We start from the raw sequence: 20,717 nt of genomic DNA, 5'->3' as shown, positions 1-20,717 counted from the left end.
CATCAACCACTGCCGCGCTGCCGTGTTGGAGATCCGCCGCAGGCCCCCCAATCCCTCGGTGAGGGTGGCCCATCTGGAATATGGGATTCCCCATGAGGAGGCGGAACCCCGTCACATCCTCGAGAAGATCGTCTGGGAAAAAGACCGGGAGGTGGCCAGTGCCCGCGAGCGGGTGAGCCTGCACAAGCTGCGCGGCCAGGTGGCCGAGCTGCCGCCCACCCGCGACTTCGTTGCGGCCCTGCGCGCCAGCTGCCGCAAGCCCGCGGTGATCGCCGAGGTGAAGAAGGCCAGCCCCAGCAAGGGGGTGATCCGTGCCGACTTCGATCCGGAGGCCATCGCCCGGGGCTATGCCGCCGGCGGGGCCAGCTGCCTGTCGGTGCTCACCGACAAGGCCTTTTTCCAGGGGGGGTTCGAGGTGCTGGTGCAGGTGCGCCAGGTGGTGGATCTCCCCCTGCTCTGCAAGGACTTCATCCTCAGCCCCTACCAGCTGTTTCAGGCGCGGGCGGCCGGTGCCGACGCCGCCCTGCTGATCGCCGCGATTCTCAGCGACGTCGACCTGGCCTACCTGCTCAAGGCCGCCCGCGGCCTGGGGCTCACACCCCTGGTGGAGGTGCATGACGCGGCGGAGATGGAGCGGGTGCTGGCCCTCGACGGGGTGCAGTTGATCGGCATCAACAACCGCGATCTCACCAGCTTCCACACCGACCTGGCCACCACCGAGCGGCTGATGACCCGCTTCGGCGAGCAGCTGCGCGCCAAGGGTTGTCTGCTGGTGAGTGAATCGGGGCTGTTCAGCCGCGACGACCTCGACCGCGCCCTCGACGCCGGGGCCGACGCGGTGCTGGTTGGGGAGGCGCTGATGCGTCAGCAGGATGTCACCGCCGCGCTGCAGACCCTGATCGAGGGCTGATGGTGACGGCCGGCGCCGGCGTTGACGTCGATCTGGCGGTGGTGGGCGCCGGTCCGGCCGGTGCCATGGCCGCCGCCACCGCCGCCCGCGGCGGTCTGCGGGTGGTGCTGCTGGAGAAGCGCCGCCTGCCGCGCCACAAGCCCTGCGGTGGTGGCCTGCCCGTGCCGGTGCAGGTGGAGTTGCTGGATCTGGTGCCGGAGGCGGTGGTGGACACCCAGGTGCGGTGCATGCGTCACAGCTGGGGCTTTGCCGAAGCCGTGGAAGCGGCGATCGATCCGCCGGGCACCGCGGCTGAGCGCTCGCGGGGACTGTGGATGGTGCAGCGGCCCCGCTTTGATCAGGCCCTGGTGCAGCGGGCCGCCGCGGCCGGGGCCCGGGTGCTCGAGGGCCACAGCTTCACAGCCCTGGAGTCCACTGCCGCCGGCGTGGAGCTGCGGCTGCTGCAGCGGGATTCGGGCGGCGGAGCCGCGATCGAGCGGCGGCTGCGGGCCCGGCACGTGATCGGCGCCGATGGGGCCTCCGGAGCGGTGGCTGCCAGCGTGGGCCTGCGCTCGTCTCCTAGGGTGGCGCTGGCGATGGAGCTGGAGGTGCCCCACCGCTGGCATCCGGGTGATCCGCTGCTGCGGGCCGACCTGCTCCATCTCGATTACGGGGTGCTGCGTCGCGGCTACGCCTGGGTGTTCCCCAAGGCCGATCACCTCAACATCGGCGCCGGTGAGTTCCACGGGCGCTTCCGCGATGCCCGCCGTGATCCCGGGGCGCGGCCACGACTGCGGGCGGCCATCGATGGCTATGCCGCTGCCCTCGGGGTGGATCCGGGCAGGCTGGCGGGGCTGCGGGCCCATGCCCACCCGCTGCCGTTCTGGGATGGCCCCGAGCCCCTGCACAGCCCCGATGGTCGGGTGCTGCTGGTGGGCGATGCCGCCGGGCTGATCAACCCCCTGTTCGGCGACGGGCTGTTCCACGCCATCCGCAGCGGCCGGCTGGCGGCCGAGGCACTGCTGGCCGGCGATCCCCTCAGCCACACCGCCCGGGTGCATGAGCTGCTGGCCTCCGACTTCGAGGCGGCCCGGCGCCTGGCCCGTCTCTTCTACGGCCTGCCGGGCCTCACCTACCGCTACGGCATCAGTCAGCCCCGCTCCACCGCGCTGGCGGTGCGGCTGCTGGGCGGGGAGATCCCGTTTCAGGGCCTGGGCCGCCGGGCCCTGCGCCGCATCGCCCTCGGCCTGCTGGGGCAGGTGCAACCCAATTCTTGGCAAAAAAAAGCCCCGCGATAACGGCGGGGCGCTGGGCGGCTGAAATCGCTGGATCAGACCTTGCGGGAGTAGAACTCCACCACCAGCAGTTCGTTGATCTCGAGGGCGACCCACTCGCGCTCGCACTTGCTGATCACCTTGGCGCTGAGCTTGGCCTTGTCGAACTCAAGGTGCGGCGGCACGTTGGCCAGACCCGGGAACTCCAGGTTGGTCTCGGCCAGTTTCTTGCTCTGCTTGCGCTCGCGGATGGCCACCACATCACCGGCCTTGCACTGGAAGCTGGCGATGTCCACGGGCCGGCCGTTCACGGTCACGTGGCCGTGGTTCACGAGCTGACGGGCGCCGGGCACGGTGGGGCCGAAGCCGAGGCGGAAGCAGATGTTGTCGAGACGATTCTCGAGCAGTTTGAGCAGGTTGGTTCCGCTGGAACCTCCCTGGGCACGGGCTTTTTTCACGTAGCGGACGAGTTGCCGCTCGGAGATGCCGTAGTTGAAGCGAAGCTTCTGCTTCTCTTCCAGGCGGATGGCGTATTCGGAGCGCTTGCGACGGGCTTGGCCGTGCTGACCGGGGGGATAAGACCGCTTGGCGGACTTACGGGTGAGACCGGGAAGGTCTCCCAAGCGCCGCGTGATCCTCAGGCGAGGGCCGCGGTAGCGAGACATGAAGACGGTTCAAAGGACAGGGTCGCTGACGCCGCCGGGCATCGGCCATGCTGGGTGGTAGCCCCGCTGGCCTCGCGTTGCAGCGCCAACGTTCCATTCTATCCGTTGGCCCCCGAGCCCTGGACCTGGCCCCGCAGCCCGGGCTGGACACCCTGGCCAGTGCTCAGCCCAATTCCGTCAGCCGGCTGGTGGCTCTGGTGCTGGTCGGCCTGATCCAGCTCTACCGATCCTGGATCTCGCCCCTGCTCGGTCCGCGCTGCCGCTTCATCCCCAGCTGCAGTGCCTACGGCCTGGAAGCGATCGCCCGCCACGGGCCCTGGCGCGGGGGCTGGCTGACGCTGCGCCGCCTGCTGCGCTGCCATCCCTTCAGCCCCTGCGGCTGTGACCCGGTGCCCGAGTGATGGGCGCACCGCTGCCGCCTCTGCTGCTCTACAGCCGCCGCGACTGCTGCCTCTGCGAGGGCCTCGAGCAGAAGCTGCGGGCCCTCGATCCGGCCCCGCCGCTCACGGTGGTGGATGTGGACGACGATCCCGCCCTGCAGGCGCGCTTCGGGCTGGAGGTACCGGTGCTGCTGGTGTTCGGCGAGGGTGGCGCACCCCGCCAGCTCCCCCGGGTGCCCCCCCGGCTGCAGGGCGCGCAGCTGCAGCACTGGCTGGCGCGCCACGCCGTGGAGCCACCTCGCGCCTAGAAAGGCCCATCGCCATCCGGTCGGTCATGACCTGCCCGCTCCACGCCCTTCTCGCTCAGGTGGGTCTGGAGGCGCCGGCCGCCCTGGACGCCACTCAGGTGCAACGCCTCAGCTGCGATTCGCGCCGGGTGGGTCCCGGCACCCTGTTTGTGGGGTTGCCCGGTACCCAGGTGGATGGGGGCCGCTTCTGGCGCCGGGCCCTGGCCGATGGGGCCGTGGCCGCGGTGATCGGCCCGGCGGCGGCGGCGGTTGAGCCGCCGGCAGCCCACGACCCCGTGCTGGTGGTGGCGGAGCCGGTGGCCCGCTGGGCCGGCCTTCTGGCCGCCGCCTTCTGGGGGCAGCCCAGCCAGCGCCTCGGCCTGATCGGCGTGACCGGCACCAACGGCAAAACCACCACCACCCACCTGATCGAGCACCTGGCTACGGCCAGCGGCCGGCCGGCGGCTCTGTTCGGCACCCTGGTGAACCGCTGGCCCGGCCACAGCGTCACCGCCCAGCACACCACCGGCTTCGCCGACCTGCTGCAGATGCAGCTGGCCCAGGCCGCCGATCGCGGCGCCGGCATCGCCGCGATGGAGGTGAGTTCCCACGCCCTGTACCAGCAGCGGGTGGCGGGCTGCCGCTTCGCCGGCGCCGTGTTCACCAACCTCACCCAGGACCACCTCGACTACCACCCGTCGATGGAGGCCTACTTCGAAGCCAAGGCCCTGCTGTTCACCGAGCCCCTGCTCGCCGCAGACGGTCGCCCCCGGGCGGTGGTGAACAGCGACGACAGCTGGGGCGCCCGGCTGGCCCAGCGGCTGGGGCCGGTCTGCTGGCGCAGTTCACTCCAGGATCCCGGCGCCGAGCTGTTCATCGATGAGCTGGTGATGGAGAGCCAGGGAGTCAGCGGCCGCCTGCGCACGCCCCTGGGGGAGGGTCGCTTCCGCTCCCCCCTGGTGGGCCGCTTCAACCTCATGAACCTGCTCCAGGCCGTGGGTGCGCTGCAGCAGCAGGAGCTGCCGCTGGAGAGCCTGCTCGAGGGCCTGGCCAGCTTCCGGGGGGTGCCGGGGCGGATGGAGCGGGTGCTGGTGGGCAGCGGCGAGGGGAGGCCGGCGGTGCTGGTGGATTACGCCCACACCCCCGACGGCCTGCAGAACGCCCTGCAGGCGTGCAGGCCGTTCACCCACGGGCAGCTGATCTGCGTGTTCGGCTGCGGCGGCGATCGCGACCGCAGCAAGCGGCCCCAGATGGGCGCCATCGCCGCCGGCCTCGCCGACCGGGTGGTGGTGACCTCCGACAATCCCCGCACCGAGGACCCCGGGCGGATCCTCGACGACGTGGTGGCCGGCATCCCGGACGGCACCGACCTGCAGGTGGAGGGCGACCGGGCCGCCGCCATCGCGGCCGCCATCGCCGCCGCCGCGCCCGACGACCTGGTGCTGATCGCCGGCAAGGGCCATGAGGACTATCAGATCCTCGGCACCACCAAGGTCCACTTCGATGATCGCGAGCAGGCGGAGCAGGCGCTGCGAGCCCGCTGAGGCCAGACATCGGCGCCTGGGGTCCGTGGCTCCCCTGTTCATGGGAGTGTCTGTTTACCCATGCTGCGTTGCGCGGTAATGGTGGTGGGTTAAATTCCGGTCGCTGTATCCGTTGATGCCATGGCCCAATCGGTCCCCATGAGCAAGAAATTTCTCGCCGAACTGTTCGGCACCTTCTGGCTCGTTCTGGGTGGTTGCGGCAGTGCCGTTCTGGCCGCCAACTTCCCCTACGACAATGCCGCTGCCAACCCCCTGGGGCTTGGGTTCCTCGGCGTTTCCCTCGCCTTCGGTCTCACCCTGCTCACGATGGTGTATGCCATCGGCCATATCTCCGGCTGCCACATCAATCCGGCGGTGAGCTTCGGGCTCTGGGCCGGTGGACGCTTCAAGGGTGGTGAACTCCTCCCCTACATCGTGGCCCAGGTGATCGGCGGCGTGATTGCCGGCGGGGTGATCAAGCTGGTGGCCAGCGGCCGCCCCGGCTTCGTGATCGAGGGGGCCAACGCCCTGGCCACCAACGGTTTCGGTGCCAACTCCCCCGGCGGCTATGGCTTCTGGGCTGCTCTGGTGATCGAGGTGGTGCTCACCTTCTTCTTCCTGCTGGTGATTCTCGGCGCCACCGACAAGCTCGCCCCCGGCGGCTTCGCCGGTGTACCCATCGGCCTGGCGCTCACCCTGATCCACCTGATCAGCATCCCCGTCACCAACACCTCGGTGAACCCCGCGCGCAGCACCGGTGTGGCGCTGTGGGTGGGCGGCGACGCCATGGGCCAGCTGTGGCTGTTCTGGGTGGCGCCGATCGTCGGCGCCCTGATCGCCGGCTGGGTGTACACCAACCTGCTCAGCGACGAGGCCTGATCCATCCAATCGGGAGCAATCCCATCCACATGCAGGGGCTTCGGCCCCTTTTTTTGTTCAATCACGGTTGTGGGATCAGCTCTGCCAGCGCGGCCACGAGCTGATCCAGCTCGCCGTCGGTTGTGGTGATGTGGCTGCAGGCGCGCACACAGTGGGGGTCATCGAGGCTGCGCAGCCAGATGCGCCGTGCCCCCAGGCTCTGCACCAGAGCCTCCGGCGTCGGCCCGTCCACCGTGAAGCTCACCAGCCCCGCCGGTGGAGGCACCTGCAGCAGGGGCTCCACCCCAGGCAGATGCGCGAGCAGCCGCCACAGCCGGCCGGCCAGGGCGCAGATCCGTTCGAGCCGTTGCTCGGCCTCGCCCTCGGCCTCCAGCAGCTCCAGGGAGCGGTTCAGCCCCGCGAACAGGGGCAGACAGGAGGTGGCCACCTCGAAGCGCCGGGCGTCGGCATGAAAGGCGCTCTCCGCCGACCCCTCATGGCCGAGGCTGCGCCAGCCGATCAGGGTGGGCCGGGCCTCCGCCAGCAGCCGCTCTGAGAGCGCCACCACCCCGAGACCCTCGGGGCCGCAGCACCACTTGTGGCCGGTGCAGGCGTAGATGTCGGCCGCCGCGGCCGCCTCCGCCACGGGGATCGAGCCCAGACACTGGGCCGCATCCACCAGCAGCCACGGCTGGTTGGCATGGCCACGCAGTTGCTCAGCCACCCGGGTGATGGGCATCAGCTGGCCGGTGTTCCAGAGCAGATGCGAGAGCACCACCAGCCGGGTGCGCGGGCGAAGGGCTCCCTCCAGCCGCTCCAGCAGCGCGGCATCGGTGGCCTCCTGGTCCTGCACCAGGTCGCGCACCACCAGCTCGTGCAGCTCCAGCCGGTGGCGCCGGGCCAGTTCCCGGCAGGCTGCCACCACGCCGGGATGCTCGCAGTCACTGAGCAGCAGCTGATCGCCGGCCCGCCAGGGCAGCCCCCAGAGGGGCAGCACACAGCCGCTGGTCACGTTCTCGGTGAAGGCCAGCCGGGCGGGGGAAACCCCCATCCAGCCGGCCAGGCGCTGACGCAGGGCGGCCATGGTGCGCTCCACCAGGGGCCACACTTCGCCGGTGAAGGGTCCCAGCTCCTGGATCTGCCGCCAGCAGTCTGTGATCGCCTCCAGGCTGGGGGTGGGCAGCGGCCCCTGGCCGCCGTAGTTGAAGTAGGTCTTGTTGGCCAGGGCCGGCATGGCCGCCCGCAGGGCCTCGCCGATGTCCCCTCCTGGGGACTGCCTACGCTGACTGGCTCCGGGATTGGTGTGCATGGCACTGCCGCTTGAGGCCATCATCGATCGCCGTTGGGCCCGCAGTCTGCGCCGCTTTGCCGGCGGTACGCGGGTGCGCTACTGGATCAACGGTCGACCCCGCAGGCTCGGTGATGGCACCAGGGCCGAGGCGATCTCGAATCGCGAGGCCCGCTTCATCCGCTCCACCTTCGCCGAGGTGGATCGGCTCACCGGATTGCGCGTCGTTGAGAACCGCAGCCCAGCCCGCACTGAGATCGATCTCTATCGCGTTGGCGATTTTGGTGAGCGGGGCTTGCTGGGTCAGGCCACCCTGAACCCCGGTTGGTTTGAGATCGCCTGGGAGAACAGGGGCGGCAACCGGCTCACCCGCTCGGAGCGCATCACGATCACCCATGAGATCGGCCACGGCCTGGGCCTTGACCATCCCAACGGCAAGCCCTTCTCACTCCGCTACGACACCGGGGACACGGTGATGTCCTACAACCGGATCGCCGGTGGAGGAGCGGGGTTCACGGCAACCGACATCGCCGCACTGCAATCGCTCTGGGGCGTGGGCTGACGGGGGCTGATCTGCGTTGAAGCTGGCTCAGATGCTGCCGAAGGCCACCTGACAGGCGGTGTTGATCAGTTCCGCTTCGGCCAGGCTGATGGGAACTTCGCCGTCGAGCAGTCCGTCGGAGCAGTCGGCCTCCATCTGGAAGGCGTTTCCGTTCTTGTTCACCACAAAGGTCACGTCGGTGTCGTCGCTGGGCTCCACCGAGCCGTAGTACAGCTGCATGCTGCTGTTGGGCACCGCAACCGTGGGCTGGCGCTGGCGGATGGCGTTGTTCACGGCGCTGTTGACGATCAGTGCCGTGGTCAGGGCGTTGACCCCCCAGCCAAGGGCCTGGCCGCCCCACCAACTCCAGGACGGGTTGTTGTTATTGCTGTACCAATTGTTGTTGTTGCCGCCCCAAGGGCGATTGTTGCCCCAATTGGAATTCCGGGCCCATGATGGGTTGTTGTAGAAGCCGCGGTTGTACTGAACTGGAGTAACCCAGATGTTGCGTCGGCTGTTGTTGTGTCGCCGCCAATCGTTGTTGTTCCAGGCTTTCCATTGCTGGCGTTGCGCCTCGCGGAAGCCCTTATCCTTGCCCTTCTGCTTCCCGGTCTTCAGGCCGTCTTGGCGTCCCTGCTCGTAAATCTTTTCGCGTTTCTTGTCGCTGACCTTGTTGGTTTGAGACGTGCTGCCTTTGGATTTTTTCTGATCTGATTGTTGTTTGTTTTGCTTTTGTTGGCTTTCCTGCTTCTTCTTCTTCTTCTTCTTTTTCTCGTTTTTATCGTCCTCGGATTTTTCCGCCAGCAGCAGGATGGGCTGCGCCGAGGCCAGCTGGCGCTGTTGGGGGGCAGCGGCCAGCACCGGCAGCGTGCTGGTGCTGGTGATCAGCAGGGCCATGGCCAGAGCTGTGCCCGAGAGACCACGGTGTGGGTTGGGGGCCATGGGGTCTCGCCGAGAAGGGATCAGTGATGGATAGCCTGATCCAGTTCAGAATCGCCGAACACCATCGCGTTCGGTTTGCGATCTGGTTGCTCCGGCTTCGCTTCAGAGCAGCTGGCCAGCCATCACCGCCGCCACCGCGGAGAACACGGTGATGCCCAGTGCTGTGAGTGGGTTCTGGCCCTGGGCCACGGCCACGCTGGTGACCACACCGGCGCCGAGGCAGGCCACCGCCAGTTGGTTGAAGAGCTCGCTGCGGTTGCGGGGGCTGGGGGTGGGGGTCACGGCAGGGCCGGCGGATGGCACGACCGTAGGAGCGGGACCCCAGGCGGCCCGGGGCCTGCGGCGGCCTTGTTACGCCGCGTCGGAGTTCGACATACCGCGTAATGTCGAGGCCGGTCGGGCCCGGCCGCCGCTAGCCCACTGCTGCAGCTGCTCCAGCTGCTCCCGGGCCGTGCGCGAGAGCGGCACCACCTGGCTGGCCGCTGCCACCAGATCGGCCTCGGCGAACTCCCGGTCTTCGGCAAAGGCCAGATGCATGGCCTCGATCACCGTCTGCTCCAGCTCCGCGCCGGAGAAGCCCTCGGTGCGGTCCACCAGCACCTCCAGGTGGATCTGGTGCTGGGGCCGGCGCCGGCGCAACTGCAGATCGAGAATCGCGCGGCGCTCCTCGGGGCTGGGCAGATCGAGCAGGAAGATCTCGTCGAAGCGCCCCTTGCGCAGCAGTTCGGCGGGCAGCCGCTCCACGGCGTTGGCCGTGGCCACCACGAACACGGCGCTGGTTTTCTCCGCCATCCAGGTGAGCACCGTGCCCAGCACCCGCTGGCTGGTGCCACCGTCGCTGCGGGAGTCGCCGCCGAAGCCCTTGTCGATCTCGTCGATCCAGAGGACGCAGGGAGCCATGGCCTCGGCCCGCTGGATCATCTCGCGGGTGCGGGCCTCGCTGGCCCCCACCAGCCCAGCGAACAGCCGACCCACATCCAGGCGCAGCAGGGGCATGCTCCAGCTGTGGGCCACCGCCTTGGCGGTGAGTGATTTGCCCGTGCCCTGGGGACCCAGGAGCAACACGCCCCGGGGCAGGGGCAGGCCGTAGCGGTGGGCCTCGGGGCTGAAGGCCATGTGCCGCTGCTCCAGCCAGTGCTTGAGCGCGTCCAGGCCGCCGATGTCGGCGGGGGTGGCCTCGCTGGGGCAGTACTCCAGCAGTTCGCTCTTGGCGATGGCCTGGCGCTTCTCCTCCAGCACCTCGGCCAGGTCGTCTTCACTCAGGCGGCCGCGGCGGGCCAGGGCCCGTGCGGCCAGCTGGCGCACCCGCTGTTCGCTGAGGCCATGGCAGGCGCCGGTGAGCTCCGCCAGCACCCCCGGCTCCAGGGGCTGGCCGCAGGCACCGGCGATCGATCCCAGCAGCCGGCTGATCTCGGCGGCATCCGGCAGCGGCAGCTCCAGCAGCGTGACGCAGTCGTCGAGCTCGCGCGGTAGCTGCCACTCCGGGGCGGTGATCACCACGGTGCGGGGAGCCCGCCGCAGCAGGGTGGCCAGGTTGCGCAGGCGCCGGCAGATGCCGGCGTCGTCGCAGTAGCGGTGGAAGTCGCGCAGCAGCAGGATCGCTCCCTGGTCGGCCGGCAGGGGATCGAGGCCCGCCAGGGCTGCCATTGGGTTGCGGGCCGCCTCCCCCTGGCGGTTGGGGGCACCGCTGAGGCCGTCGATGAAGTCCCAGCGCAGGAGGGTGCGGTTGTCCAGCCGCTGGGCGGCTTCAGCCAGCAGGTTTTCCACCCGCTCCTCCTCGAGGCTGCGGATCCACAGGATCGGGGTGCGCGCGCGGATCAGCAGATCCAGCTGGTCGCTCCAGGGGCCGGCGCTCATTGCCGCTGCGGCAACTCTGCGGGCTCCTGGGGCGGCCGCAGAGTGGCCAGAGCCGACCAGCGGGGATCCCCTGCCGCAGGGTCATGACCCCAGCTGACCGGACCCGGACAGTCCGGACCGCAGCGGTTGACCACGGGCAGTTGCAGGCTGAGCTGCTCGAAGGTCCAGTGCCCAGGATCGAAGCTGCCGCTGGGATCGATCCCCTCTCCGAGGTCGGTGAGGAGTAGGTCGCCGGCGATCGACAGCAGCGCGTCGCCCTCCTCTGCCAGGGCGTCCTGGTCGTGGGCGCTGGCGGGGTCCGCCAGCCAGAGCAGCTCCCGGCTGCGGACGTGCAGGGGATGGTTGTACTGCTGCAGGCAGCGGTCGCAGCAGAGGGTGACGATCGTTTCGGCTTCACCCTCCACCTCCAGCACGCTGCCGCGGTGCACGACCCGCACCTGTCCGCGCACCGGCGTGAGGCTGCTGAGGCCTTCAAGGTGCTGAGCGATGCTCCAGGCGCGCCCTTCGGCCAGGGGGCGGAGCTCCTGGATCGGCACCGGTCGCAGCGCGCCGCCCGTTGTGGAGCCCTCGGGTGCGGCGGTCATGGCCCTTACTTACGGCTCTTGGGTTCGAACGGCAGCCGGCCTGGGGATCCGCCGCCAGCGGCGCCGGCCGTGACGGTGACGGCCTGCTGGGCCAGCTGCTGATCGAGAATCTTCTGCAGGTTCTCCGGAAGCGCTTCGCGGGTAAGCAGGAAGGTCTGCAGGGCCTGGAAGATGTTGGCCACCACCATGTAGAGCAACACGCCGGCCGGCAGCGGGAAGAACAGGAACATGGCCGTGATCATCACGGGAGTGATCTTGTTGGCCGTGGCCTGCTGGGGGTTGGGGGGCATGCCCTTGCCCGAGAGGATCTGGGAGAGGAACAGGCTGGCGCCGAAGCCGGCCACGAGGATGGCGATGTCCCAGTTCACGCCGGCGTCGCCCATGAAGCCCACCTGGCCCAGGGCCTGGATGAACAGGAAGCCGGTGCGGGCTGCCAGGCCGGGGATCTTGGCTTCCACCGTGGCGTCGCCGGGAGCCAGGGCGGTGATGGTGCCGTCGGCATCCACGCTCACCACCCCCTCTCCGCGGGTCACGGCCCAGCTGGGCTGGAAGCTGCTGCCGGTGTCCAGCTTCGCGAGTACCGAGCTGAAGCTGTCACCCTCCTTGGTGTGCAGGCGCACCGTCTGCCGGTCACCCACGCCAAGTTTGGTGCCGCTCTCCAGGCTGCCGATCACCGGCACATGGTTGCTGGAGCTGAGAAAGATCGAATGGCTGGCGGAGTTGAAGGGCTTGGTTTCCACCGTGGCGATCTGGTCGGCCGGCAGCACCTTGAGGTTGAAGGTGTAGGGCACGTCGGCAAACGGTGAGCCGCGCAGGGTGGCGAACAGAGCGAACAGGATGGGCATCTGCACCAGCAACGGCAGGCAGCCCGCCAGCGGGCTGCCGAACTCCTTCATCAGCTTGCCGAGCTCCTCCTGCTGCTTCTTGGGATTGCTGGCATGCTTGCTGCGGATTTCAGCCTGTCGCTGCTGCATCACCGGCTGGGCGATGCGCATCCGGCGGGCGTTGCGGATCGAGCCGGCGCTCAGGGGGAACAGGGCCAGACGGATCACCACCGTGAGGGCGATGATCGCCAGCCCGTAGCTGGGCACCAATCCATAGAAGAAATCGAGGATCGGAATCAGCAGGTTGTCGGAGATGTAGCCGATCACGGCGCGGGGAGCTGGGGGGCAGGGGGTCAGCGTGGCTCAGTGTGCCTGAGCGCTGCGGTGGGGTGGGGGTACGGAAGCCCCGAATTCAGGCGGCCATGCCCTTCGGACGAGCTGGGGCGGTGCTGGCGGCACGACGCTCCTCGATGTAGGCCTCGACCTCGCGGAAGCGGGGCAGCGATCGCATCTCGAGTTTGGCGCCGTCATTGAGTACCAGCACCATGTCACCCCAGGCACCGAACCCGCGCGGAACGCTGCGCACCTCCCGGATCTGGCTGTACACCACCTGGCTGCGGTCGCGGCCCATCCAGCCGCCATTCACCTCGATGCGACGGCTGGTGATGCGGAAGCGCAGCCACAGAGCCCGCACGATGGCTCCCACGGCGAAGGGAATGCCGATCACGGTGAGCCCGAACAGCAGGTTGATCAGCAGATCCCCACGGGCCGGTCCACCGGCATAGAACTCCGTTTCCTGAATCGCTTGCCGGCTCTCGGAGCTGCCTGGCTGGTTCATGGTGTCAGACCTGCCCGTTGCAGAAGGTGCTTGCATTCTCCCAGCAAGAGGCCGCTGTCGCGCTCGGCGCTGCCGGGCTTGAGCCCGATCAGCAGCCACACCGGACCGTCCGGGTGGGCGATCGGCAGCCCCTGCAAGTGCTGGTGCAGCAGGCGCCGCAGGCGGTTGCGTCGCACGGCACGCTTGTGCACCTTGGTGCTCACCACCACTCCGGCCCGCCAGGGGCTTGGGGGATGCTCGCGCTGGCCGGGGGGCAGCAGTTCAGGCCGGGCCGGCAGCCAGCGCAGCACCAAAAAAGGGCCGTGGCAGGCACGGCCCTTGCGGTAGATCGTGCTGAAGGGGCGTTGGCCGCACAGCCGATGCCGCTGGGGCAGGGCCATCGACGCGCACGCTCAGGTGGATCGGATCACAGGGCAGATCAGACAGCCAGGCGGGAGCGGCCGCGGCGCCGGCGGGAGCGGATCACACGGCGGCCGGTGTGGGTGCGCATGCGCACCCGGAAGCCGGAGACCCGCTTGCGCTTACGGCTGGTTCCTTCGAGTGTGCGCTTGGTCATGGTGCTGTGATCGCCCCCTCTGCCCGTCTGAAAATTTCGCGAAAGCCAACCTATCAGGCCAGCGTCAGGGGTCGATCTGGATCAGCCAGCTGCCCAGGTAGCCCGACACGGGAACGTCGCCCGGGGCCTGAGCCAGGGCGTTGAACTGGAACATGCCGGCATTGAAGGGGTTGAACAGGCGGATGTTCACACCGATGGTCTCGTCGTCAGACACCGGGGTGTCGGGGAAGATGTCGAGCACCCGGTTGTTCTCGCTCAGCTCGATCGTGGCCGGGATGGTGTCCAGGCAGCGGGTGCGGGCCAGCATGCCGCCCTCCTGCATGGTGCACAGACGCACCCGGCTGGTGTCGATGGTGGCGTCGAAGTGCTCGGGGATCGTGATCGTGAGCTTGAGGATGGCGTTGTTGCGATCCCGGGGCCGCAGGATCAGGAAATACTCCGCACGCCGGCTGCGCTCGGTGCTCGAAAGAAAGAAGAAGAGCCGGCGAAAGTCGGGGTTGTTCTCCCAGCGGAACTCCAGCAGGCTCGGCGTGCCCTGGGCCAGGGCGCCGAGCTGGGGAGCGGCCAGGCCCGCCACCCCCAGACCAAGGGCGGCAGCCAGCAGGGCCAGGACACGCCGACGGCGGCCGCTGTCCGGATGCCTGCGCGGCGGGATGGCCTGAGACGACCTCTGGCGCAGGGGCCACGGCAGTGAGGGAAAACCCATGGGATGGGGGAACGGCTGGGGAGTAGTGATCCCAATTCTCAGCAGGGCCCCGCGGCCCTGGAGCAGCGGGTGGCCGGCCCGCTAGGTGGCGCGGTCGGGGCGCAGACGGGTCGCCTCACGCAGATAGGGGTGGCAGGCGTGCCGCTGGGGCTCCATCCAGGCGTGAGCCAACAGACGGATGCAGCGCGGCAGATCGCCCGCCACCGCCATCTGCTGGCAGTCGAGCAGCGCCACCTCCTCCCAGCCAGCCCGGCGTCGGGCAATGGCAGCCGGAAAGCAGGCATCGAGGTCGGCGGTGACGGAGAAGGTCACCGACACCACCCGCTGGCCTTCAAGACCGTTGCGCTCCGCCAGCACTTCCACCAGCTCCGCCACCGCCGCGTGGATGGCCTCACAGGTGTTGGCTGACGCGGTGGTGGCGCCGCGCAGGGCCCGCAGCTGGAGGGGGCCGCTCATGGGCGCCAGAGCCAGAGGGGCAGGCCACTCCAGCTCAGCTCCAGGCTGAGGGCCTGGGTCAGGGCGCGCAGGCTGGAGCGGCCGGGGATCAGGCCGGCGAAGCGCTTCGGCGGGGTGCCGAACTCGGTGGGGCGGCAGCGCTCGGGATCGAGGCCGGCCAGCTCCGCCGCCAGGCGCCGGGCCCGCTCCTCATCGCCCAGTTCGTCCACCAGGCCGTGCTCCAGGGCCTGGGCACCGCTGAACACGCGGCCGTCGGCGAAGGCGCGCACCTGCTTCTCCGTCAGGGCGCGGCCCTCGGCCACCGCCGCCACGAACTGGCCGTAGCTGGAGTCGATCAGACCCTGCAGCAGCTCCCGTTCCGCCGCGGTGAGGGCGCGATCGGGCGAGAGGATGTCCTTGTAAACGCCGCTCTTCACGGTTTCAAAGCTCACCCCCAGGCGCTTGAGCAGCTTGGAGAGGTTGTTGCCGCGCAGGATCACCCCGATCGATCCGGTGATCGTGCCGGGGTTGGCCACCACCTTTTCGGCCGCCACGCCGATGTACACCCCGCCCGAGGCGGAGATGTTGCCGAAGCTCGCCACCACCCGGCAGCCCTTCTCCCGCAGCCGCAGCAGGGCGGCGTGAATCTCCTGGCTGTCGCCCACGGTGCCGCCGGGGCTGTCGATCCGCAGCAGCAGGGCGGGACATTCCCGCTGCTCCACCTGGCGGATGGCCTTGAGCACGCGCTTGCGGGTGCCGCCGGCGATCGGCCCCTCGATGGCGATCCGGGCCAGGGTGCGGCGGGTCTTGCGGCGCCAGGGCCAGGCCATGCGCTGTGATGACGGAGTGGCTGGATCTTAAAAACAGGCCACGCCCCTGCCCTCTGTCGACTCTGCTGTTGCCTTCCCTGTTGCGGCCCTTGGCGATGCTGCTGCCGTTCGTGCTCTGGGGCACGGCGATGGCGGCGATGCGGCCCCTGCTCGATGGCGGCAGCCCCCTGCAGGTGGCCTGCCTGCGGCTGCTGCCCGCCGGGGCGGTGGTGCTGCTCGCGGCCCTGCTCCTGCGCCGCCCCCTGGCGGTGGATCGCCGCGACTGGCCCTGGCTGCTGGCCTTCACCGTTGTGGACGCCAGCCTGTTCCAGGGGCTGCTGGCCCGCGGTCTGGCGCAGACCGGGGCGGGCCTGGGGTCGGTGCTGATCGACTCCCAGCCCCTGCTGGTGGCCCTGCTGGCCCGCAGCCTGTTCGGCGAGGCGATCAACCCGGTGGGCTGGCTGGGGCTGCTGCTGGGGTTGCTGGGGATCGTCTGTCTGGGCCTGCCGGCGGCGGTGCTGCGCCACTGGTGGCTGGAGGGGCCGATCGCCACCGGGGTGCGCCCCTGGAGCCACGGTGAACTGTGGATGCTCGGGGCCGCCGCGGCGATGGCGGTGGGCACGGTGCTCTGCCGCTACGCCACCCGCCACAGCGATCCGGTGGTGGTCACCGGCTGGCACCTGCTGCTCGGTGGCCTGCCGCTGCTGGTGCTGGCCGAGCTGCCGGTGCGCCACGGTGCCGCCTGGTTGCCCCAGTGGTCGGCCGGCCAGTGGGGGCTGATGGCCTATGCCGCGCTGTTCGGCAGCGCCCTGGCCTACGGCCTGTTCTTCTGGTTCGCCAGCCGCGGTGACCTCACCGGTTTCACCGCGCTCACCTTTCTCACGCCCGTGTTCGCCCTGCTCTGCGGCGTGCTCTGGCTGGACGAGCAACTGCAGCCCCTGCAGTGGCTGGGGGCGGTGCTGGCCCTGGGCTCGGTGCTGCTGATCAACCGCCGCCAGGTGCTCTGGCAGGCCCTGCCGGTGCCGGCGTCCGGCGGCGAGGGGGTCTGATGCGCCTTCTGGTGGTGAGCACCCCGGTGGGGACCCTGGGCAGCGGCCGGGGCGGTGGCGTGGAGATCACCGCCCGGGCTCTGGTGGCCGGGCTGCTGGAGCGGGGCCACCAGCTCACCGTGCTGGCCGCCGAGGGGTCCACCCTGCCCCCCTCCTGTGCCGGGGCCGCGCTCTGGGGCGAGACCGGCATGGATCAGCCCAGCTGGCAGCACCGGCCGCGAAGCGCTCCGGTGGAACTGCCCGCCGGCACCCTGCTCGGGCGGCTCTGGCGCCGGGCCCTGAGCCACCAGGCCGACTTCGATGTGATCCTCAACCTCGCCTACGACTGGCTGCCCCTCTGGCTCACGCCCCACACGGCCACGCCCGTGGCCCATCTGGTGAGCATGGGCTCGGTGGCGGCGGTGATGGATGAGTTGATCGCCGAGATCGCCCGCAGCCACCCCCAGCATCTGGCTTTTCACACCGCCGCCCAGGCGGCCGACTTCGACCTTCCCCAGCCGCCGCGGCTGGTGGGCAATGGCTTCGACCTCGGCCGCTACCGGTTTCAGGCGGAGCCCGCCGAGCTGCTGGGCTGGGCCGGCCGCATCGCCCCGGAGAAGGGTCTCGAGGATGCGGCGGCGGCGGCGGCCCGGCTGGGTCTGCCCTTGGCGGTGTGGGGCCTGCAGGAGGACCCGGCCTACGCCCGGCGGGTGGAGGCCTCGGTGCCGCCCGGCACGCTGCGGTGGCGCGGCTTCCTGCCCACCGAGCAGCTGCAGGCGGAGCTGGGCCACTGCGCGGTGCTGCTCAACACCCCCAAGTGGAATGAAGCCTTCGGCAACGTGGTGGTGGAGGCCCTGGCCTGCGGGGTGCCGGTGGCGGCCTATGCCCGCGGCGGCCCTGCCGAGCTGGTGCAGGAGGGGCACACCGGGGCGCTGGCCCGGCCCGACGATGTGGCGGCCCTGGTGGCGGCGGTGGGGCGGGCCCGCCGGATCGAGCGCCGGCGCTGCCGGACCTGGGCGGAGCAGCACTGCTCCCAGCAGGCCTTCGCCGCCCGCATCGAGGCCTGGCTGGAGGCCGTGAACGGATCAGCCCTGGCCCGCCGATAGGGTCGGATGCGGCTCATGCCCTCGTCGTTCGTGCCACGCTCCGCCGGGTTCCGCGCTGCGAAGGGTCCCTCGTCCGCCCCCGATCCTGTGCCTGCGCCCCGGGCCCGCACGGTGCTGCTCGTGAGCCTGGCGCTGGGGGCGTTGCTGTTCCTGTGGCAGCTCGGCAGCTCGGGGCTGGTGGATGAAACCCCACCCCTGTTTGCTGCCTCCGCCCGGGCCATGGCCGAGAGCGGCGACTGGCTGATTCCCCACGTCAACGGCCTGCCGCGCTACGACAAACCGCCCCTGGTGTACTGGGCGATGGGGCTGATCTACGCCCTGCCCGCTCAGAACCACTGGGATCCCCTGGGCACCTGGGCCGCCCGGCTGCCCTCGGCCCTGGCCACGGTGGTGGCGATGCAGGCCCTGGTGGTCACCCTGCTGCGCTGGCCCCAGGGCCGGCGTCAGCAGTCGCTCACCGCCCTGGGCGCCGGGCTGGCGTTCGCCCTCTCGCCCCTGGTGTTGCTCTGGGGCCGCATCGCCGTGAGCGATGCCCTGCTCACGGGCACGCTGGCGCTGAGCCTGCTGCTGATCTGGCACAGCTATGCCGCCGGCGGTCGCCGCTGGTGGGCCGGCTGGCTGGTGCTGGGGCTGGCGGTGCTCACCAAGGGCCCCGTGGCGGTGGTGCTGCTGGGCCTCACCCTGGTGCTGTTCGCCGCCCTGCAGGCCGACTGGCGTGGCCTCTGGCGCAGCCTGCGGCCCCTGCGGGGGTTGCTGCTCACCGCCCTGGTGGCCCTGCCCTGGTACGTCACCGCCCTGGTGGTGGAGGGGGAGCCCTTCTGGCGCAGCTTCTTCGGCTACCACAACCTGCAGCGCTTCACCAGCGTGGTGAATGACCACCAGGCTCCCTGGTGGTTCTTCGGCCTGGTGCTGGTGGTGGCCAGCCTGCCGCTCACGCCGCTGTTGCTGCAGGCCCTGGTGCGCGCTCCGCGTGGCCCGACCCCGCCGCCGCCGCTGTCGTTGCAGCGCTTTGCCGCCTGCTGGCTGCTGGCGGTGCTGCTGTTCTTCAGCGCCGCCGCCACCAAGCTGCCCAGCTACTGGCTGCCGGCCATCCCGGCGGCCGCTCTGCTGATCGCCCTGGCCGCCCAGCGCCGGCCGCGGCTGGCCTGGCGGCTCTGCGTGCTGCTGGCCCTGCTGCTGGCGGCGGCCTTCGCCGCCGCACCCCTGTGGGTGCCCCTGATCGTCACCCCCGAGATGCCCGAGCTGCCGGCCGCCCTGCTGGCCAGCGGCCGGCTGGCGGTGGCGGCGGCCTGCTTCGGCCTGGCCGCCGCCCTGGCCCTGGTGGGCTGGCGGCGCGGCTCGCCGGCGGCGCTGCTGGCCCTGCAGCTGCCCCTGGTGCTGTTCGTGCCCCTGGCGCTGCTGCCCCTGTGGCAGCTGGGTGACCAGCTGCGCGGCGAGCCGGTGCGGCGTCTGGCGGCGGTGGTGGTGGAGCGTTCAGCACGCAGTGGTGCCGCTGAACCCCTGGCGATGGTGGGCATGCTCAAGCCCTCCCTGCACTTCTACGGGCGGCGGGTGGTGATCTACGAGGGTGCCGAGGCAGCCGGGCTGGTGAACCTGGCTGAGCGGCTGGCCGGCGAGACGCGCCAGGGCCAGGTGCCCAGCAGCGCCCGGCAGCAACCCCATCTGCTGCTGGTGATCGACGCCGACACCGCCGCCCGCGAGCACTGGCGTGAGCTGGATCCGGAGCTGCTTGATCAGGCCGGCATCTACCGCCTCTGGCGCCTCGATCGTCGCCGCCTGGAGCAGCGGGCCAGCGCGCTGGAGGCCGCCGGAGTGCGGGCCGACTGGCGGGATCCCAGGCCCGAGCGCTACTGAGGGCTACTGACCCGGGGATGGCGCTGCGGCCTCGGCGGCGAGCTGGCGACGGCGGCAGAAGCTGCAGTGCCCCCAGCGGGCCATCTCCCCGGCCGGTGCCGGGCAGCCGCAGCGGGGACAGCTGGCCATGCCGTGCACATCGGCCCGGCTGGGATGGCGGGCCCACACCCGGGCCTCCTCCTCCCGCCCCGGCGTGGCCAGGGGGCCGGGATGGTGCTGCTCGATGCGCAGATCCCGGAGGGCAAAGCCCGCCGCCCGCAGGGCCCCCAGCAACTGGTGGCGGTGGTACTGGAGGGCCTGGAGCCAGGGACCGGGCGCTGCCCCCACCGTGAGCCGGGAGCCCTGCAGCCGCAGGGGCCGGCAATGGGGGGCCAGCTGCGGGCCGGCGAGCTCGGGCCAGCGCTGCCACAGGGCCGCCAGGTGGCCCTGCCGCTGCCAGTCCTGTTGCAGGGTGTCCAGGCAGCGGTTCAGGCCGGTGGCCGGCGGTCGCGGGGGTGGCAGCAGCAGGGTGATGCTGCCGACACGGCGGCTGCTGGCGGCGGGGCTGCTGCTGGCGCGTCTGCGGCGGCCCGGGGTGGTCGGTTCTGCCATGGGCTGGGCCGTGCGGAGCGGCGCGGCGGTTGTGGTTAGCCTCAAGCATCGCCCCGCTCGCCTTCATGGGCTTCTTCGACCGCCTTAGCCGCCTGTTCCGCGCCAACGCCAACGCGGCGATCAGCAGCATGGAGGACCCCGCCAAGATCCTCGACCAGTCGGTTGACGACATGCAGCGCGACCTGGTGAAGCTGCGCCAGGCCGTGGCCACGGCGATCGCCAGCCAGAAGCGCATCCAGAACCAGGCCGAGCAGGCCGAGGCCCAGAGCAAAACCTGGTATGAGCGGGCCGAGCTGGCGCTGAAAAAGAGCGAGGAGGACCTGGCCCGCGAAGCGCTCTCGCGGCGCAAGACCTACCAGGACACGGCCACGGCCCTCAACAACCAGCTGCAGTCCCAGTCATCTCAGGTGGAGGGGCTGAAGAAGAGCCTGGTGGCCCTGGAGGCCAAGATCGCCGAGGCCAAGACCAAGAAGGACATGCTCAAGGCCCGGGCCCAGGCGGCCAAGGCCCAGGAGCAGCTGCAGAGTGCCGTGAGCGGGCTGGGCACCGACAACGCCATGGCCGCCTTCGAGCGCATGGAGGAGAAGGTGCAGATTCTCGAGGCCCGCAGCCAGGCGGCCGCGGAACTGGCCGGCGCCGATCTCGAAAGCCAGTTCGCTGCCCTCCAGGGGAGTGATGTGGACGACGAGCTGGCGGCCCTCAAGAACCGGCTTGCCGGTGTTCCCGAGGAACCGATTGCCCTGCCGGCGGAAGACGCCCCGGTGCCCCAGCTCCAACCCGCCCAGGTGGCGGAGGTGGATGCCGAGCTTCAGGAACTCAAGCGCTCCATCGACCAGCTCTGAGTCACGGCGACGGCGGCGGGGCTCCATACAATCCAGCTGC

At 70.3% G+C, this 20,717-nt stretch carries 25 protein-coding genes; 11 read left to right on the top strand and 14 right to left on the bottom strand.

From position 1 onward, the window contains the following. Window positions 1-25: 25 nt before the first annotated feature. Together trpC and KBY96_RS01545 are read left to right on the top strand one after the other, a co-directional pair. Window positions 26-910, top strand: a complete 885-nt coding sequence (gene trpC / locus KBY96_RS01550) for an indole-3-glycerol phosphate synthase TrpC (RefSeq protein ID WP_254977437.1) — start codon at window positions 26-28, stop codon at window positions 908-910. Next, the gene (locus tag KBY96_RS01545; protein WP_254977436.1) at window positions 910-2,187 is read left to right on the top strand and encodes a geranylgeranyl reductase family protein; all 1,278 of its coding nucleotides are present in this window, start codon (window positions 910-912) and stop codon (window positions 2,185-2,187) included. The genes trpC and KBY96_RS01545 overlap by 1 nt, the downstream gene beginning before the upstream one ends. Before the next feature lie 32 nt (window positions 2,188-2,219). Here the strand turns inward: KBY96_RS01545 and rpsD are convergent, their stop codons facing one another. Continuing rightward, window positions 2,220-2,828, bottom strand: coding sequence for a 30S ribosomal protein S4 (rpsD, locus tag KBY96_RS01540; RefSeq protein WP_254977435.1), 609 nt, complete (start codon window positions 2,826-2,828; stop codon window positions 2,220-2,222). 143 nt (window positions 2,829-2,971) lie between these two features. On the opposite strand from rpsD, the gene yidD reads away from it, so the two are divergent. From yidD to aqpZ, 4 genes are all read left to right on the top strand, one after another. After that, on the top strand, window positions 2,972-3,229 hold the full coding sequence (gene yidD / locus KBY96_RS01535) for a membrane protein insertion efficiency factor YidD (protein WP_254977642.1): 258 nt from the start codon (window positions 2,972-2,974) through the stop codon (window positions 3,227-3,229). Next, window positions 3,229-3,516: a glutaredoxin family protein gene (locus tag KBY96_RS01530; RefSeq protein ID WP_254977434.1), complete on the top strand. Its 288-nt coding sequence runs from the start codon at window positions 3,229-3,231 to the stop codon at window positions 3,514-3,516. Before yidD ends, KBY96_RS01530 begins: the two co-directional genes overlap by 1 nt. Before the next feature lie 26 nt (window positions 3,517-3,542). Then, window positions 3,543-5,039, top strand: coding sequence for a UDP-N-acetylmuramoyl-L-alanyl-D-glutamate--2,6-diaminopimelate ligase (locus KBY96_RS01525; RefSeq protein ID WP_254977433.1), 1,497 nt, complete (start codon window positions 3,543-3,545; stop codon window positions 5,037-5,039). Window positions 5,040-5,159: 120 nt separating this feature from the next. Beyond that, complete coding sequence (gene aqpZ, locus KBY96_RS01520; RefSeq protein ID WP_254977432.1) at window positions 5,160-5,897, top strand: aquaporin Z; 738 nt, start codon at window positions 5,160-5,162, stop codon at window positions 5,895-5,897. Window positions 5,898-5,958: 61 nt separating this feature from the next. Here the strand turns inward: aqpZ and KBY96_RS01515 are convergent, their stop codons facing one another. Then, window positions 5,959-7,110 (bottom strand): aminotransferase class V-fold PLP-dependent enzyme, encoded by a 1,152-nt coding sequence (locus KBY96_RS01515; RefSeq protein ID WP_254977641.1) that lies wholly within the window; start codon window positions 7,108-7,110, stop codon window positions 5,959-5,961. A 73-nt stretch (window positions 7,111-7,183) separates the two neighbouring features. Here KBY96_RS01515 and KBY96_RS01510 point away from each other — a divergent pair, with 73 nt between their 5' ends. Further along, window positions 7,184-7,726 (top strand): reprolysin-like metallopeptidase, encoded by a 543-nt coding sequence (locus tag KBY96_RS01510; protein WP_254977431.1) that lies wholly within the window; start codon window positions 7,184-7,186, stop codon window positions 7,724-7,726. A 27-nt stretch (window positions 7,727-7,753) separates the two neighbouring features. Here the strand turns inward: KBY96_RS01510 and KBY96_RS01505 are convergent, their stop codons facing one another. From KBY96_RS01505 to sppA, 11 genes are all read right to left on the bottom strand, one after another. Beyond that, window positions 7,754-8,602, bottom strand: coding sequence for a hypothetical protein (locus KBY96_RS01505; RefSeq protein WP_254977430.1), 849 nt, complete (start codon window positions 8,600-8,602; stop codon window positions 7,754-7,756). A 147-nt stretch (window positions 8,603-8,749) separates the two neighbouring features. Further along, on the bottom strand, window positions 8,750-8,929 hold the full coding sequence (locus tag KBY96_RS01500) for a hypothetical protein (protein WP_254977429.1): 180 nt from the start codon (window positions 8,927-8,929) through the stop codon (window positions 8,750-8,752). 69 nt (window positions 8,930-8,998) lie between these two features. Next, the gene (locus tag KBY96_RS01495; RefSeq protein WP_254977428.1) at window positions 8,999-10,504 is read right to left on the bottom strand and encodes an AAA family ATPase; all 1,506 of its coding nucleotides are present in this window, start codon (window positions 10,502-10,504) and stop codon (window positions 8,999-9,001) included. After that, window positions 10,501-11,088 (bottom strand): DUF177 domain-containing protein, encoded by a 588-nt coding sequence (locus tag KBY96_RS01490; RefSeq protein WP_254977427.1) that lies wholly within the window; start codon window positions 11,086-11,088, stop codon window positions 10,501-10,503. The genes KBY96_RS01495 and KBY96_RS01490 overlap by 4 nt, the downstream gene beginning before the upstream one ends. A 5-nt stretch (window positions 11,089-11,093) precedes the next feature. After that, a complete protein-coding gene (gene yidC, locus KBY96_RS01485) occupies window positions 11,094-12,239 on the bottom strand; it encodes a membrane protein insertase YidC (RefSeq protein ID WP_254977426.1) in 1,146 nt (381 codons plus the stop codon). An 85-nt stretch (window positions 12,240-12,324) separates the two neighbouring features. Then, the gene (locus tag KBY96_RS01480) at window positions 12,325-12,750 is read right to left on the bottom strand and encodes a PH domain-containing protein (protein WP_254977425.1); all 426 of its coding nucleotides are present in this window, start codon (window positions 12,748-12,750) and stop codon (window positions 12,325-12,327) included. Then, a complete protein-coding gene (locus KBY96_RS01475) occupies window positions 12,747-13,130 on the bottom strand; it encodes a ribonuclease P protein component (RefSeq protein ID WP_254977424.1) in 384 nt (127 codons plus the stop codon). Before KBY96_RS01475 ends, KBY96_RS01480 begins: the two co-directional genes overlap by 4 nt. A gap of 38 nt (window positions 13,131-13,168) precedes the next feature. Beyond that, window positions 13,169-13,306, bottom strand: coding sequence for a 50S ribosomal protein L34 (rpmH, locus tag KBY96_RS01470; protein ID WP_006911460.1), 138 nt, complete (start codon window positions 13,304-13,306; stop codon window positions 13,169-13,171). A gap of 64 nt (window positions 13,307-13,370) precedes the next feature. After that, complete coding sequence (locus KBY96_RS01465) at window positions 13,371-14,012, bottom strand: DUF2808 domain-containing protein (protein WP_315859458.1); 642 nt, start codon at window positions 14,010-14,012, stop codon at window positions 13,371-13,373. Between the two features lie 81 nt (window positions 14,013-14,093). Then, on the bottom strand, window positions 14,094-14,468 hold the full coding sequence (gene aroH, locus KBY96_RS01460) for a chorismate mutase (RefSeq protein ID WP_254977423.1): 375 nt from the start codon (window positions 14,466-14,468) through the stop codon (window positions 14,094-14,096). Beyond that, complete coding sequence (gene sppA / locus KBY96_RS01455) at window positions 14,465-15,277, bottom strand: signal peptide peptidase SppA (protein WP_254977422.1); 813 nt, start codon at window positions 15,275-15,277, stop codon at window positions 14,465-14,467. The genes aroH and sppA overlap by 4 nt, the downstream gene beginning before the upstream one ends. A gap of 68 nt (window positions 15,278-15,345) precedes the next feature. Between sppA and KBY96_RS01450 the strand changes: the two genes are divergently transcribed. Genes KBY96_RS01450 through KBY96_RS01440 form a run of 3 tightly spaced genes read left to right on the top strand, consistent with a single transcriptional unit; the run spans window position 15,346 to window position 19,244 of the window. Then, window positions 15,346-16,305: a DMT family transporter gene (locus tag KBY96_RS01450; RefSeq protein ID WP_254977421.1), complete on the top strand. Its 960-nt coding sequence runs from the start codon at window positions 15,346-15,348 to the stop codon at window positions 16,303-16,305. Beyond that, entirely contained in the window at window positions 16,305-17,390 is a 1,086-nt protein-coding gene (locus tag KBY96_RS01445; RefSeq protein ID WP_254977420.1) for a glycosyltransferase, read from the top strand. The genes KBY96_RS01450 and KBY96_RS01445 overlap by 1 nt, the downstream gene beginning before the upstream one ends. 15 nt (window positions 17,391-17,405) lie before the next feature. Then, the gene (locus tag KBY96_RS01440; RefSeq protein ID WP_396122212.1) at window positions 17,406-19,244 is read left to right on the top strand and encodes an ArnT family glycosyltransferase; all 1,839 of its coding nucleotides are present in this window, start codon (window positions 17,406-17,408) and stop codon (window positions 19,242-19,244) included. Window positions 19,245-19,247: 3 nt separating this feature from the next. Here KBY96_RS01440 and KBY96_RS01435 read toward each other — a convergent pair whose 3' ends face one another. Then, window positions 19,248-19,835, bottom strand: coding sequence for a DUF721 domain-containing protein (locus KBY96_RS01435; RefSeq protein ID WP_254977418.1), 588 nt, complete (start codon window positions 19,833-19,835; stop codon window positions 19,248-19,250). Window positions 19,836-19,900: 65 nt separating this feature from the next. Between KBY96_RS01435 and KBY96_RS01430 the strand changes: the two genes are divergently transcribed. Beyond that, window positions 19,901-20,677: a PspA/IM30 family protein gene (locus KBY96_RS01430; protein ID WP_254977417.1), complete on the top strand. Its 777-nt coding sequence runs from the start codon at window positions 19,901-19,903 to the stop codon at window positions 20,675-20,677. Window positions 20,678-20,717 lie beyond the last annotated feature (40 nt).

Origin of the sequence: Cyanobium sp. ATX 6A2, from assembly GCF_024346355.1 — a bacterium.
Taxonomy (GTDB): domain Bacteria; phylum Cyanobacteriota; class Cyanobacteriia; order PCC-6307; family Cyanobiaceae; genus NIES-981.
The sequence above is the reverse complement of the archived record's forward strand: the minus strand, read 5'-3'. Positions and strand labels throughout refer to the sequence as shown.

What these genes read in the sequence shown, in the direction of transcription:
- KBY96_RS01545 (WP_254977436.1), top strand. Translation starts at nt 910, where the DNA reads ATGGTGACGGCCGGCGCCGGCGTTGACGTCGATCTGGCGGTGGTGGGC.
- rpsD (WP_254977435.1), bottom strand. Translation starts at nt 2,828, where the DNA reads ATGTCTCGCTACCGCGGCCCTCGCCTGAGGATCACGCGGCGCTTGGGA.
- KBY96_RS01530 (WP_254977434.1), top strand. Translation starts at nt 3,229, where the DNA reads ATGGGCGCACCGCTGCCGCCTCTGCTGCTCTACAGCCGCCGCGACTGC.
- KBY96_RS01525 (WP_254977433.1), top strand. Translation starts at nt 3,543, where the DNA reads ATGACCTGCCCGCTCCACGCCCTTCTCGCTCAGGTGGGTCTGGAGGCG.
- aqpZ (WP_254977432.1), top strand. Translation starts at nt 5,160, where the DNA reads ATGGCCCAATCGGTCCCCATGAGCAAGAAATTTCTCGCCGAACTGTTC.
- KBY96_RS01515 (WP_254977641.1), bottom strand. Translation starts at nt 7,110, where the DNA reads ATGCCGGCCCTGGCCAACAAGACCTACTTCAACTACGGCGGCCAGGGG.
- KBY96_RS01510 (WP_254977431.1), top strand. Translation starts at nt 7,184, where the DNA reads ATGGCACTGCCGCTTGAGGCCATCATCGATCGCCGTTGGGCCCGCAGT.
- KBY96_RS01505 (WP_254977430.1), bottom strand. Translation starts at nt 8,602, where the DNA reads ATGGCCCTGCTGATCACCAGCACCAGCACGCTGCCGGTGCTGGCCGCT.
- KBY96_RS01495 (WP_254977428.1), bottom strand. Translation starts at nt 10,504, where the DNA reads ATGAGCGCCGGCCCCTGGAGCGACCAGCTGGATCTGCTGATCCGCGCG.
- KBY96_RS01490 (WP_254977427.1), bottom strand. Translation starts at nt 11,088, where the DNA reads ATGACCGCCGCACCCGAGGGCTCCACAACGGGCGGCGCGCTGCGACCG.
- KBY96_RS01480 (WP_254977425.1), bottom strand. Translation starts at nt 12,750, where the DNA reads ATGAACCAGCCAGGCAGCTCCGAGAGCCGGCAAGCGATTCAGGAAACG.
- KBY96_RS01475 (WP_254977424.1), bottom strand. Translation starts at nt 13,130, where the DNA reads ATGGCCCTGCCCCAGCGGCATCGGCTGTGCGGCCAACGCCCCTTCAGC.
- rpmH (WP_006911460.1), bottom strand. Translation starts at nt 13,306, where the DNA reads ATGACCAAGCGCACACTCGAAGGAACCAGCCGTAAGCGCAAGCGGGTC.
- KBY96_RS01465 (WP_315859458.1), bottom strand. Translation starts at nt 14,012, where the DNA reads ATGGGTTTTCCCTCACTGCCGTGGCCCCTGCGCCAGAGGTCGTCTCAG.
- aroH (WP_254977423.1), bottom strand. Translation starts at nt 14,468, where the DNA reads ATGAGCGGCCCCCTCCAGCTGCGGGCCCTGCGCGGCGCCACCACCGCG.
- sppA (WP_254977422.1), bottom strand. Translation starts at nt 15,277, where the DNA reads ATGGCCTGGCCCTGGCGCCGCAAGACCCGCCGCACCCTGGCCCGGATC.
- KBY96_RS01445 (WP_254977420.1), top strand. Translation starts at nt 16,305, where the DNA reads ATGCGCCTTCTGGTGGTGAGCACCCCGGTGGGGACCCTGGGCAGCGGC.
- KBY96_RS01440 (WP_396122212.1), top strand. Translation starts at nt 17,406, where the DNA reads ATGCCCTCGTCGTTCGTGCCACGCTCCGCCGGGTTCCGCGCTGCGAAG.
- KBY96_RS01435 (WP_254977418.1), bottom strand. Translation starts at nt 19,835, where the DNA reads ATGGCAGAACCGACCACCCCGGGCCGCCGCAGACGCGCCAGCAGCAGC.
- KBY96_RS01430 (WP_254977417.1), top strand. Translation starts at nt 19,901, where the DNA reads ATGGGCTTCTTCGACCGCCTTAGCCGCCTGTTCCGCGCCAACGCCAAC.